Here is an 11,638-nt window from a genome sequence, read left to right as displayed (position 1 = left end):
CCAGGCTGCGCGCACTTCGTGTCGCTTCGCCAACCCCCTACCGGGGGCGGGCCGGCCGCTTCGGGCGGCCGTGCGCGGCGGCCCCCTGTGAGCGGACCGGCGATGTCTGACAGCGCTCGGCCCCCAGCACCTGCCGTTGTCCCCGCCAATTTCCAGAGCTTCCTGGGCTTCGACTTCGGCGCCAAGCGCACCGGCGTGGCCAGCGGCAACCGGCTGCTGCGCACCGCCAGCCCGCAGGCCACCATCAAGGCCGAGGGCGCCGACGCGCGCTTCGCGCAGGTCGAGGCGCGCATCAAGGAATGGCAGCCCGACGCGCTGGTGGTCGGCGTGCCGTACCACCCCGACGGCGCCCCGCACGAGAACACCCGCCGCGCGCAGAAGTTCGCACGCCAGCTGCGCGGGCGTTTCAATCTGCAGGTGTTCGAGGTCGACGAGCGCTACAGCACCACCGAGGCGCTGGCCTCCGGTGCGCGCGATGCCGATGCCGCCTCCGCCTGCATCATCCTGGAGCAATTCTTGAGGAGTCTCCCGGAATGAAGCTCTCCCCCAGGCTTCGCGCACTTCGTGTCGCTTCGCCAACCCCCTCGCCGGGGGCAACACCGGTGGCCCGGCAAAGCCGGTTCCACGGTGTTCCCCGAACTTTCCGTTCCCCTTGCCTTGCCGTGGAGCAATCATCGTGAGTCCTGTCGTTCCTGACGCCGAGGCGTTGTATCTCGATCTGCTGGCCGGCGTGAAGCCGCTGATGCGCCCCGAAACGAAGCTGGTGGGCGTCACTTCCGGCGGCGCCTGGCTGGTCGAGCGGCTGCAGAAGGACCTGGGCCTGTCCGGCGCGCCCGGCATCATCTCGTCGGCCATGCACCGCGACGACTTCGCGCGCCGCGGGCTCTCGGCCAGTGCGCAGACCGCGCTGCCCTTCGACGTGAACGGCGCCGACGTGCTGCTGCTCGACGACGTGCTCTACACCGGCCGCACCATCCGCGCGGTGCTCAACGAGCTGTTCGACTTCGGTCGCCCGGCCAGCGTGCGGCTCGCGGTGCTGGTCGACCGCGGCGGGCGCGAGCTGCCGGTGGCGGCCGACTTCGCCGCGACGACGCTCACGCTGCCCAACACGCAACTGCTCGCCCTTGCACGCGCCGAAGATGGCGCCTTCAGCCTCAAGGTGGAGGAAAACCGCTGATGCTCTACAAGCGAAACCCGCAGCTCAACAAGAACGGTGAGCTGATCCACCTGCTGTCGATCGAGGGCCTGCCCAAGGACATCGTCACGCACATCCTCGACACGGCCGCCAACTTCACGAGCGTGAGCGACCGCGAGGTGAAGAAGGTGCCGCTGCTGCGCGGCAAGAGCGTGTTCAACCTCTTCTTCGAGAACAGCACGCGCACCCGCACCACCTTCGAGATCGCAGCCAAGCGCCTGTCGGCCGACGTCATCAACCTCGACATCGCGCGCTCCTCGGCCACCAAGGGCGAGTCGCTGCTCGACACCATCGCCAACCTGAGCGCCATGGCCGCCGACCTGTTCGTGGTGCGCCACAGCGAGTCGGGCGCGCCGTACCTGATCGCGCAGCACGTCGCGCCGCATGTGCACGTGGTGAATGCCGGCGACGGCCGCCATGCGCACCCGACGCAGGGGCTGCTCGACATGTACACGATCCGCCACTACAAGAAGGACTTTGCGAACCTCACGGTCGCGATCGTCGGCGACGTGCTGCACTCGCGCGTGGCGCGCTCCGACATCCATGCGCTCACCACGCTCGGCTGCGCCGAAGTGCGCGTGGTCGGCCCCAAAACGCTGGTGCCCGGCGACATGGCCGGCATGGGCGTGCGCGTGTGCCACACGCTCGAGGAAGGCATCAAGGACTGCGACGTCGTCATCATGTTGCGCCTGCAGAACGAGCGCATGAGCGGCGCGCTGCTGCCCTCGTCGCAGGAGTTCTTCAAGACCTTCGGCCTCACGCAGGAAAAGCTGCAGCTGGCCAAGCCCGACGCCATCGTGATGCACCCGGGCCCGATCAACCGCGGCGTGGAGATCGACTCCGCCGTGGTCGACGGCAAGCAGAGCGTGATCCTGCCGCAGGTCACCTTCGGCATCGCCGTTCGTATGGCGGTAATGAGCATCGTCGCAGGTAACGAAGCATAGACATGTTGCTCGCCCCCAGTCTTCGCGCACTTCGTGTCGCTTCGCCAACCCCCTACCGGGGGCAACACCGGTGGCCCGGCGAAGCCGGTTCCACGGTGTTTCCCGAAAAGGCCATGACTGTCACCGGAAGTACAGACGCATGAACATCCACATCACCAACGGCCGCGTCATCGATCCCGCATCGGGCACCGACAAGAAGGCCGACATCGCCATCGCCGACGGCAAGATCGCCGGCATCGGCAGCAGCATTCCGGCCGGCTTCAAGGCCGAGCGCACCATCGACGCCACGGGCTGCATCGTCGCGCCCGGCCTCGTCGACCTTGCCGCGCGACTGCGCGAGCCCGGCTACGAACACGAGGGCATGCTCGAAAGCGAAATGGCCGCGGCCATCGCCGGCGGCGTCACCAGCCTCGTGTGCCCGCCCGACACCGACCCGGTGCTCGACGAGCCCGGCCTGGTCGAGATGCTCAAGTTCCGCGCCGAGAAGCTGCAGCGCGCGCGCCTGTTCCCGCTCGGTGCGCTCACGCGCGGCCTGGCCGGTGGCGTGCTGACCGAGATGGCCGAACTCACCGAAGCCGGCTGCATCGGCTTCAGCCAGGCCGACGTGCCGCTGGCCGACACGCAGGTGCTGCAGCGCGCGCTGTCGTACGCCAGCACCTTCGGCTACACCGTGTGGCTGCGCCCGCAGGACCGCGATCTCGGCAAGGGTGTCGCGGCCAGCGGCCCGTTGGCCACGCGCCTGGGCCTCGCGGGCGTGCCCGTGTCGGCCGAGACCATCGCCATCTTCACCATCGTCGAGCTCATGAAGGCCACCGGCGCGCGCGTGCACCTGTGCCGCATCTCCAGTGCGCGCGGCGTGGCGCTGGTGCGCGAAGCCAAGGCACAGGGCCTGCCGCTCACCTGCGACGTCAGCATCAACTCGCTGCACCTGGCCGACACCGACATCGGTTACTTCGACAGCCGCGCGCGCCTGAACCCGCCGCTGCGCCAGCAGGGTGACCGCGATGCGCTCTCTGCTGCGCTGGCCGACGGCACCATCGACGCGCTGGTGTCCGACCACACGCCAGTCGAGGCCGACGCCAAGACGCTGCCCTTCGCCGAGAGCGAACCGGGCGCGACGGGCCTCGAACTGTTGCTGCCGCTCGCGCTGCAGTGGGGCGAGCGCAGCGGCGCGGGCACGGCACGCGCCATCGAGGTCATCACCTCGGCGCCGGCGCGCCTGCTGGCCGCCGCCGACGCGGGCACCGGCATCGGCCGCCTCGTCGAAGGCGGCGTGGCCGACCTGTGCGTGTTCGACCCGGCGCTCGAATGGCAGGTGCAGCCCGATGCGCTCAAGAGCCAGGGCAAGCACACGCCGTTCGCCAGCTACCCCATGCAGGGCCGCGCGCGCCACACGCTGGTGGCAGGCCGCGTCGTCCACGGCTAAAAATGAAGCTCACCCCCAGTCTTCGCGCACTTCGTGTCGCTACGCCAACCCCCTTGCAAGGGGCAACACCAGCGGCCCGGCAGAGCCGGTTCCGCGGTGTTCCGCGACCATGCGTCGACACTGAAGCAAGTAGCTGAGAGGGCGCACGTCTGATGTTTCATTCGCTGAAAGCCTGCTGGCGCCTCCTGCATGCGATTGCGCATGCGCTGGCCGGCTGGTGGACGATCCGCTTCACCTTCCCCGGCCTCTCGCAGCCCGAGCGCAATGCACGCGTGCAGGCCTGGTCCAAGCGCATGCTCGAGATCATGGGCATCACGCTCAAGGTGCAGGGCACGCCGCCGCCCGAAGGGCCGGTGCTGCTGATCTGCAACCACCTCTCCTGGCTCGACATCACCTGCATCCATGCGGCGCGCCACGTGCGCTTCGTGTCGAAGTCGGACGTCAAGAACTGGCCGCTGATCGGCACGCTGTCGAACGGTTCCGGCACGCTTTACATCGAGCGCGAACGCCGCCGCGATGCGCTGCGCGTGGTGCACCACATGACCGAGGCGCTGTGCAACGGCGACCTGATCGGCGTGTTCCCAGAAGGCACGACCAGCGACGGCCGCGGGCTGCTGCCGTTCCATGCCAACCTGCTGCAGGCGGCCATTTCGTCGGGCGCACCCGTGCTGCCCGCCGCGCTGCGTTTTGCCGATGCGGCCACCGGCGAAACCAGCCAGGCCCCGCGCTACATCGACGACGACAGCCTCGCCGCGTCGCTGTGGAACACGCTGCGCGCGCCGCCGCTGCTGGCCATCGTGCGCTTCGGCGAACCGCAGCATCCGCACGGCCGCGAGCGCCGCGCCTGGGCTCAGTCGCTGCATGAAGACGTGCAGCAGCTGCGCCGCGAGACGCACTGACGAGAGAGACAAAAAAAGCGCCCCGCGAGGGAGGCGCTTAACGGCGCACGGATGCGCCGTGAGGAGGAACCGATCCGTTTCTTCTTCGGCTTCGCTTTTCTTCTTGTTTCGTCAAAGAATCCCGAAGATCTTCAGGCCAATGATCACGATCAGGGGCACGCCGCACAGCCAGAGGATGATGCTTTTCATGATCAGGTCTCCTTGAAACAAGCAGGCCTGCAGATTGGCCGCGGCGCAGCCTCACCGGTGCGGGAGAAAGCAAACCATGCGCGTGGGCGGGTGCCTACACGACGAACACCCCGGTCGGATCAGTTAGCGTTCTTCGTAATAGCGGCGGCGCTGTTCGCGCTCCCATTGCCGGCGACGCCATTCACGGCGCTCGGCGCGGCGTTCTTCCCAGCGCGAGTCGGGCTCGTAGTAGACCGGAGGCGGAACCGAGTACGCGGGCTGCTGGTAGCGCACCGGCGGCGGGGCTTGGTAGTAGGTGGGCGGCGGCGTATAGACGGGCGCCGGCTCGTAGTAGACCGGCGGCGGCTCGCTGACGACTGCGCCCGGCACGCCGATGCCGATGGACCAGCTTGTTTCTGCATTGGCTGATGCGGCCATGCCCAAGGTACCTGCGGCGACGACGCCGGCAGCGGCCAGCTTGAGAACAGTTCTGCGAAAAGTCATTGGGGACTCCTGGAGGGCGGGAAAAATAAGCCCTCATGGGTGTCCAACGCGCCGCCCCCCGCTACCGCGCACGTCGCTGCTGTGAAGAACGTTCCCAGATGTGACGAGCCTGGTCGCGATCGATGCAGCGGTCGTCAGTCCGTAGCCGCTGCGTGCAGGCAGATCGCGCTGCAGCGGGCCGCCGATCGCGCATTTGCCACCGAATCCGGTACCGACTTCGGCACCCACGCGGAAGCGCACGACCCTAGCATGAAGGATCCCGTGTTCAACTTCACCAGATCTTTCATGTCAAACAATCTGCTCGTCAACTTCAACCTCGACCAACTCGGTGAACCGCGCGAATACCGGCCGCCGGCCGAACGCGTCATCGAAGGCGACATCGTGTGCCGCAACTGGGACGTCGACAGCGCCAAGGACGGCAAGGTGCGCGCTGGCGTGTGGGAGTCGACACCCGGTGTGAACCACTCCATCAAGGGTGAGACCTGGGAGTTCTGCCTGATCCTGTCCGGCCTGGTCGAGATTACCGAGGAAGGCCAGAGCCCGGTGACTTATGGAGCCGGCGACTGCTTCATCATGAAGCCCGGCTACGTCGGCACCTGGCGCACCATCGAAACGGTGCGCAAGGTGTGGGTCATGGCTTGAGGGGGAGGGAGCCGAGCGTGTGGATTGCGGCAATCTTTGACGCGATACCACCGCCGCCCAGTGCGAACCAACGTGTGCCCGCGCGTAGGCGCACGGCCACGCACTCACCACCCGCCTGACCCGGCACCTCGCGCGCCCGTCGGTCGTGGACATGGATCCAGGGACTGATCGCCTGTTGGCACATGTCGTGCTTGGGCGTTTCTTTCGTCCTTTCGCCATTCCACCCAACGGAGTTCCATGTGAAGCGTGCTGCCCCTGCCCTGTTCCTGAAGCCCCTGGCCGCCTGCGCGGCAATCGCGACCCTGGCCCTGGCCGCCCCCCATGCGATGGCCCAGGAAAAGACGCTGCGCATCGCCATGACGGCAGCCGACATTCCGCGCACGCTGGGCCAGCCCGACCAGGGCTTCGAGGGCAACCGCTTCACCGGCATTCCGATCTACGACTCGCTCACGCAATGGGATCTGTCGAAGGCCGACGCACCGAGCGTGCTGACTCCCGGCCTCGCCATCTCGTGGGCGGTAGACGCCAAGGACAAGACCAAGTGGGTCTTCAAGCTGCGCCCCGGCGTCAAGTTCCACGACGGTTCGACCTTCACCGCCGACGCCGTGGTGTGGAACGTGCAGAAGGTGCTCGACAAGGACGCCCCGCAGTTCGACCCCAGCCAGGTCGGCGTGACGGCTTCGCGCATGCCCACGCTCAAGTCGGCGCGCAAGATCGACGACACGACGGTCGAGCTCACCACCAGCGAGCCCGACGCCTTCCTGCCGATCAACCTCACGAACCTGTTCATGGCTTCGCCCGCGCAATGGCAGAAGAAGTTCGATGCCGCCGCAGGCGCCACGCCCGCAGACAAGGCCAAGGCCGCCTGGACCGCCTTCGCCGCCGACCCCGCCGGCTCGGGTCCGTTCAAGGTCACGCGCTTCGTGGCGCGCGAGCGGCTGGAGCTGGCCGCCAACAAGACCTACTGGGACGCCAAGCGCCTGCCGAAGATCGACAAGGTCGTGATGCTGCCGATGCCCGAAGCCAATGCGCGCACCGCTGCGCTGCTGGGCGGCCAGGTCGACTGGATCGAGGCGCCCGCGCCCGACGCCATGGCGCAGATCACGCAGCGCGGCTTCAAGATCTATTCGAACGCGCAGCCGCACGTGTGGCCATGGCAACTTTCGTTCGCCGAAGGCTCGCCCTGGCTCGACAAGCGCGTACGCCAGGCCGCCAACCTGTGCATCGACCGCGGCGGCATGAAGCAGCTGCTGGGCGGCATGATGGCCGAGCCCAAAGGCACGGTGCCGCCGGGCCACCCGTGGTTCGGCAAGCCGAGCTTCGACATCCGCTACGACGTGAAGGCCGCGCAGGCCCTCATGACGCAGGCCGGCTACTCCGCGGCCAAACCGATCAAGGTGAAGGTGCAGATATCGGCCTCGGGCTCGGGCCAGATGCAGCCGCTGCCGATGAACGAGTTCGCGCAGCAGTCGCTCAAGCAGTGCTACTTCGACGTGCAGTTCGACGTGATCGAATGGAACACGCTCTTCACCAACTGGCGCAAGGGCGCGAAGGACCCCTCGGCCAATGGCGCCAATGCGGTCAACATCAGCTTCGCAGCGATGGACCCGTTCTTCGCGATGGTGCGCTTCGTGAGCACCAAGGCCTTCCCACCGGTGTCGAACAACTGGGGCTACTACGGCAGCCCCGAGGTCGACAAGCTGGTGGCCGATGCGCGCACCAGCTTCGACGACAAGGTGCGCGACGCCGCGCTCGCAAAGCTGCACACGCACATCGTGGACGACGCACCGTTCGTGTGGATCGCGCACGACGTGGGGCCGCGCGCACTCTCGTCCAGGATCAAGAACGTGGTGCAGCCGAAAAGCTGGTTCATCGACATCGCCACCATGACGATGGACTGACCCTCTCCCGCAGCCAGCCACCCATGTTCGCCTACCTCCTGCGCCGCGTGATCTACGCCGTGCCGATCATCATCGGCGTGGCCCTCGTGTGCTTCCTGCTCGTGCACATCGCGCCCGGCGATCCGCTGGTGTCGATCCTGCCGCCCGACGCCTCGGCGGACCTGCAGGCGCAGCTGCGCGAGCTCTACGGCTTCAACCGCTCGCTGCCCGAGCAGTTCGCCATGTGGGTCTGGCGCGCGGTGCACGGCGACCTGGGCGTGTCCATCGCGAGCAATCGCGCGGTGGCCGGCGAGGTGTTCACCGCCGTGGGAAACACGCTGCGGCTGGCGGTGGTGGCCACCTTCATCGGCTTCGTGCTGGGCTGCCTTTTCGGCTTCGTGGCGGGCTACTTCCGCGGCTCGTGGGTCGACCGGCTGGCCTCGATGTTCTCGGTGCTGGGCGTGAGCGTGCCGCACTACTGGCTGGGCATGGTGATGGTGATCGTGTTCTCGTCGCAGCTCATGTGGCTGCCGGCCACCGGCGCGGGACCCAGCGGCTCGGACGACTGGGCTTGGGACTGGGCGCACCTGCAGTTCCTGCTGCTGCCGGCGCTCACGATGTCGGTGATTCCCATGGGCATCATCGCGCGCACGGTGCGCGCGCTGGTGGCCGACATCCTCGACCAGGAGTTCATCGTGGGCCTGCGCGCCAAGGGGCTCACGCAGCTCGGCGTGTTCCGCCACATGGTGAAGAACGCGGCGCCCACGGCGCTGGCGGTGATGGGCCTGCAGCTGGGCTATCTGCTCGGCGGCTCGATCCTCATAGAGACCGTGTTCTCGTGGCCGGGCACCGGCTTCCTGCTCAACTCCGCCATCTTCCAGCGCGACCTGCCGCTGCTGCAGGGAACGATCCTTGTGCTGGCACTGTTCTTCGTGCTGCTGAACCTGATGGTCGACGTGCTGCAAACCTTGCTCGATCCACGCATCGCGCGTGCCTGAAGAAGAAAGCCGCCAAGCAATGTCCACCGTGCTTCCCATCTCTTCCGCCGTTGCCGTCGAACCCTTGCCGGCCCAGCGCTCTCGCGGCTACTGGGTCTCGGTGTGGCTGCGTCTGCGGCGCGACCCGGTCGCCGTCGGCGCGGCCATCGTCGTGTTGCTGCTGATCGCGCTCGCCGTCTTCGGCCCATGGCTTGCGCCGTCCGACCCGTACCAGTCGTCGATGCTCAAGCGCCTCAAGCCCATAGGCACCGAGGGCCTTCCGCTGGGCAGCGACGAGCTGGGCCGCGACATGCTCTCGCGCCTCATCGTCGGCGCGCGGCTGTCGCTGTTCATCGGCATCACGCCGGTGCTGTGCGCCTTCGTGCTGGGCACGGTCATCGGCATCGTCGCCGGATATGCGGGCGGGCTGACCAACACGCTGATCATGCGCACCATCGACGTGTTCTACGCCTTTCCCTCGGTGCTGCTGGCCATCGCTCTGTCGGGCACGCTGGGTGCGGGGGTGGTCAATTCGTTGATCTCGCTGACCATCGTGTTCATTCCGCAGATCGCGCGCGTGGCCGAGAGCGTCACCACGCAGGTGCGCACTCGCGACTACGTGGAAGCGGCGCGCGCTTCGGGCGCCAGCCCCTTCACCATCGTGCGGGTGCATGTGCTGGGCAATGTGCTCGGGCCGATCTTCGTCTACGCCACCAGCCTGATCGCGGTGTCGATGATCCTGGCCTCGGGCCTGTCGTTCCTGGGCCTGGGCGTGAAGCCGCCGGAACCCGAATGGGGCCTGATGCTCAACACGCTGCGCACGGCGATCTACGTGCAGCCATGGGTCGCTGCGTTGCCGGGCGCGATGATCTTCATCACTTCGATCTCTTTCAACCTCCTGTCCGACGGACTTCGCTCGGCGATGGACAACAAGGGGTGAAGCCATGGATGCACTGAAGGATATCGGCGGTCCCGCCCAACCGCTTCTCACCATCAAGGGCCTGGTCAAGCACTTCCCGCTCAAGAAAGACCCGCTCGGCCGCGGCGGTGGCGTCGTGCGCGCGGTCGACGGCGTGGACTTCGAGGTGCTCAAGGGCGAAACGCTCGGCGTGGTCGGCGAGTCGGGCTGCGGCAAGTCGACCACCGCCCGCCTGCTGATGCAGCTGATCGAGCCGACGCGCGGCGAAGTCGTGTTCGACGGCCGCGAAGTCGGCAGCCGGGACCTGCCGCTGAAAGAATTCCGCCGCCAGGTGCAGATGGTGTTTCAGGACAGCTACGCCTCGCTCAACCCGCGCCTCACCATCGAAGATTCGATCGCCTTCGGGCCGCAGGTGCACGGAGTGTCGCGGCGCGAATCGGTGGAACGTGCGCGCGACCTGCTCGCTCGCGTGGGCCTGTCGCCGCAACGCTTTGCCGAGCGCTACCCGCATGAACTCTCGGGTGGCCAGCGGCAGCGCGTGAATATCGCGCGGGCCCTCGCATTGCAGCCGCGCATGGTGATTCTCGACGAGGCCGTCTCCGCGCTCGACAAATCGGTGGAGGCGCAAGTCATCAACCTGCTGCTCGACCTGAAGGCCGAGTTCGGGCTGACCTACGTGTTCATCAGCCACGACCTCAACGTGGTGCGCTACGTGAGCGACCGCGTCATGGTGATGTACCTCGGCCAGGTGGCCGAGATCGGCCCGGCCGATGCGCTGTACGACGCACCCGCTCACCCCTACACGCGTGCGCTGCTTTCGTCCATGCCGTCGATGGACCCGGACCACCGCACCGAAGAAGCCGCCCTCGCGGGCGATCCGCCGAACCCCATCAACCCGCCCTCGGGCTGCCGTTTTCATCCGCGCTGTGCGCTGGCCGCACCGGTGTGCGGCAAGGTCGTTCCCGAGCGCATCGTCACCAGCTCGCGGCACGCGGTGAGCTGCCTGATCCACGAAGCGGGCAGCGGGCATCCGATGGCCACTGAAGCCCGGAGGGAAGCAGCTTGAGCGACAACAACGAACCGATGGTCCGCCTGCGCGACCTCAGCGTCACCTTCAGCGGCGGCCGCAAGCCGGTGCACGCCGTCAGCGGAGTGAGCCTCGAAGTGCAGCGCGGCGAGGTCGTCGCGCTGATCGGTGAATCGGGCTCAGGCAAGAGCGTGACCATGCGCACGCTGCTGCGCCTGCACCCCGAGCGCCGCACCCGCATGGGCGGCACGGTGCAGGTGGCCGGGCGCGACGTGCTCGCGATGTCGCAGCGCGAGCTGGCCGACTTCCGCGGCAAGGTCGCATCGATGATTTTCCAGGAGCCGCTGCTGGCGCTCGACCCGGTGTATTCGGTGGGCGCGCAGATCGTCGAGTCGATCCGCCGGCACGAATCGGTCACGCAGGCCGAGGCGCAACAGCGCGCGCTGGCGCTGTTCGAGCGTGTGCGCATTCCGAGCCCCGAACGGCGCCTGCAGGCCTATCCGCACGAGATGTCGGGCGGCATGCGCCAGCGCGCCATGATCGCGCTGGCACTCGCCTGCAAGCCCCAGCTGCTGCTGGCCGACGAGCCCACCACCGCGCTCGACGCCACCGTGCAGATCCAGATCCTGCTGCTGCTGCGCGAGCTGCAGCGCGACCTGGGGCTGTCGGTGATCTTCGTCACGCACGACATCGGCGCTGCCGTCGAGGTGGCCGACCGCATCGCCGTGATGTATGCGGGCCGCATTGTCGAGGAAGGCACCGCGCGCGAGCTGATCCGCTCGCCGCGCCATCCGTACACGATTGCACTGCTCAAGAGCCGCGCGCATGGTGCGCTGGCACGCGGCACGCGGCTGGAAACCATCGGCGGCGCGCCGCCCGACCTGTCCGCGTTGCCGCCCGGCTGTGCCTTTGCCGAACGCTGCGCGCTCGCGAGCGATGCCTGCCGCGCGGCGCAGCCGCCGGTGCTCGAGCTTGCACTCAGTCATCGCGTGCGCTGCATTCATACCGATGCGGCGGCGGCCATCGCGCCGGTGCTCGTCGCCTGACTGACAACCTC

The 11,638-nt window shown here is 67.6% G+C and carries 12 protein-coding genes; 11 read left to right on the top strand and 1 reads right to left on the bottom strand.

The window, feature by feature from the left end; genetic code table 11:
* Positions 1 to 102: 102 nt before the first annotated feature.
* From ruvX to ASD05_RS18715, 5 genes are all read left to right on the top strand, one after another.
* Positions 103 to 537 carry a Holliday junction resolvase RuvX gene (gene ruvX / locus ASD05_RS18735; RefSeq protein ID WP_056595909.1) on the top strand — a complete coding sequence of 145 codons (435 nt, stop codon included), beginning with the start codon at positions 103 to 105 and terminating at the stop codon, positions 535 to 537.
* 139 nt (positions 538 to 676) lie between these two features.
* Entirely contained in the window at positions 677 to 1,177 is a 501-nt protein-coding gene (pyrR, locus tag ASD05_RS18730; RefSeq protein WP_082572149.1) for a bifunctional pyr operon transcriptional regulator/uracil phosphoribosyltransferase PyrR, read from the top strand.
* A complete protein-coding gene (locus ASD05_RS18725) occupies positions 1,177 to 2,139 on the top strand; it encodes an aspartate carbamoyltransferase catalytic subunit (RefSeq protein ID WP_056595398.1) in 963 nt (320 codons plus the stop codon). Before pyrR ends, ASD05_RS18725 begins: the two co-directional genes overlap by 1 nt.
* A 139-nt stretch (positions 2,140 to 2,278) precedes the next feature.
* Complete coding sequence (locus tag ASD05_RS18720) at positions 2,279 to 3,565, top strand: dihydroorotase (RefSeq protein ID WP_056595396.1); 1,287 nt, start codon at positions 2,279 to 2,281, stop codon at positions 3,563 to 3,565.
* A gap of 152 nt (positions 3,566 to 3,717) precedes the next feature.
* Positions 3,718 to 4,464 carry a lysophospholipid acyltransferase family protein gene (locus ASD05_RS18715; protein ID WP_007830981.1) on the top strand — a complete coding sequence of 249 codons (747 nt, stop codon included), beginning with the start codon at positions 3,718 to 3,720 and terminating at the stop codon, positions 4,462 to 4,464.
* 312 nt (positions 4,465 to 4,776) lie between these two features.
* Here ASD05_RS18715 and ASD05_RS18710 read toward each other — a convergent pair whose 3' ends face one another.
* Positions 4,777 to 5,136 carry a hypothetical protein gene (locus tag ASD05_RS18710; RefSeq protein ID WP_056595394.1) on the bottom strand — a complete coding sequence of 120 codons (360 nt, stop codon included), beginning with the start codon at positions 5,134 to 5,136 and terminating at the stop codon, positions 4,777 to 4,779.
* A gap of 285 nt (positions 5,137 to 5,421) precedes the next feature.
* Between ASD05_RS18710 and ASD05_RS18705 the strand changes: the two genes are divergently transcribed.
* From ASD05_RS18705 to ASD05_RS18680, 6 genes are all read left to right on the top strand, one after another.
* The gene (locus ASD05_RS18705; RefSeq protein ID WP_056595906.1) at positions 5,422 to 5,778 is read left to right on the top strand and encodes a cupin domain-containing protein; all 357 of its coding nucleotides are present in this window, start codon (positions 5,422 to 5,424) and stop codon (positions 5,776 to 5,778) included.
* Between the two features lie 239 nt (positions 5,779 to 6,017).
* Positions 6,018 to 7,679 (top strand): ABC transporter substrate-binding protein, encoded by a 1,662-nt coding sequence (locus tag ASD05_RS18700; protein ID WP_056595392.1) that lies wholly within the window; start codon positions 6,018 to 6,020, stop codon positions 7,677 to 7,679.
* Positions 7,680 to 7,702: 23 nt separating this feature from the next.
* Positions 7,703 to 8,656, top strand: a complete 954-nt coding sequence (locus ASD05_RS18695; RefSeq protein WP_056595390.1) for an ABC transporter permease — start codon at positions 7,703 to 7,705, stop codon at positions 8,654 to 8,656.
* Between the two features lie 19 nt (positions 8,657 to 8,675).
* The gene (locus ASD05_RS18690) at positions 8,676 to 9,575 is read left to right on the top strand and encodes an ABC transporter permease (protein ID WP_056595389.1); all 900 of its coding nucleotides are present in this window, start codon (positions 8,676 to 8,678) and stop codon (positions 9,573 to 9,575) included.
* Positions 9,576 to 9,579: 4 nt separating this feature from the next.
* Entirely contained in the window at positions 9,580 to 10,620 is a 1,041-nt protein-coding gene (locus ASD05_RS18685) for an ABC transporter ATP-binding protein (protein ID WP_056595387.1), read from the top strand.
* A 17-nt stretch (positions 10,621 to 10,637) separates the two neighbouring features.
* Positions 10,638 to 11,627, top strand: a complete 990-nt coding sequence (locus ASD05_RS18680) for an ABC transporter ATP-binding protein (protein ID WP_056595904.1) — start codon at positions 10,638 to 10,640, stop codon at positions 11,625 to 11,627.
* The last annotated feature ends 11 nt before the right edge of the window (positions 11,628 to 11,638 follow it).

Origin of the sequence: Variovorax sp. Root434, assembly GCF_001426595.1 — a bacterium.
In the GTDB taxonomy this organism is placed as follows: domain Bacteria; phylum Pseudomonadota; class Gammaproteobacteria; order Burkholderiales; family Burkholderiaceae_C; genus Variovorax.
The sequence above is the reverse complement of the archived record's forward strand: the minus strand, read 5'-3'. Positions and strand labels throughout refer to the sequence as shown.

Excerpts from the sequence above, each read along its gene's own strand:
- ruvX (WP_056595909.1), top strand. The coding sequence starts at position 103 with ATGTCTGACAGCGCTCGGCCCCCAGCACCTGCCGTTGTCCCCGCCAAT.
- ASD05_RS18725 (WP_056595398.1), top strand. The coding sequence starts at position 1,177 with ATGCTCTACAAGCGAAACCCGCAGCTCAACAAGAACGGTGAGCTGATC.
- ASD05_RS18720 (WP_056595396.1), top strand. The coding sequence starts at position 2,279 with ATGAACATCCACATCACCAACGGCCGCGTCATCGATCCCGCATCGGGC.
- ASD05_RS18715 (WP_007830981.1), top strand. The coding sequence starts at position 3,718 with ATGTTTCATTCGCTGAAAGCCTGCTGGCGCCTCCTGCATGCGATTGCG.
- ASD05_RS18710 (WP_056595394.1), bottom strand. The coding sequence starts at position 5,136 with ATGACTTTTCGCAGAACTGTTCTCAAGCTGGCCGCTGCCGGCGTCGTC.
- ASD05_RS18705 (WP_056595906.1), top strand. The coding sequence starts at position 5,422 with ATGTCAAACAATCTGCTCGTCAACTTCAACCTCGACCAACTCGGTGAA.
- ASD05_RS18695 (WP_056595390.1), top strand. The coding sequence starts at position 7,703 with ATGTTCGCCTACCTCCTGCGCCGCGTGATCTACGCCGTGCCGATCATC.
- ASD05_RS18690 (WP_056595389.1), top strand. The coding sequence starts at position 8,676 with ATGTCCACCGTGCTTCCCATCTCTTCCGCCGTTGCCGTCGAACCCTTG.
- ASD05_RS18685 (WP_056595387.1), top strand. The coding sequence starts at position 9,580 with ATGGATGCACTGAAGGATATCGGCGGTCCCGCCCAACCGCTTCTCACC.
- ASD05_RS18680 (WP_056595904.1), top strand. The coding sequence starts at position 10,638 with ATGGTCCGCCTGCGCGACCTCAGCGTCACCTTCAGCGGCGGCCGCAAG.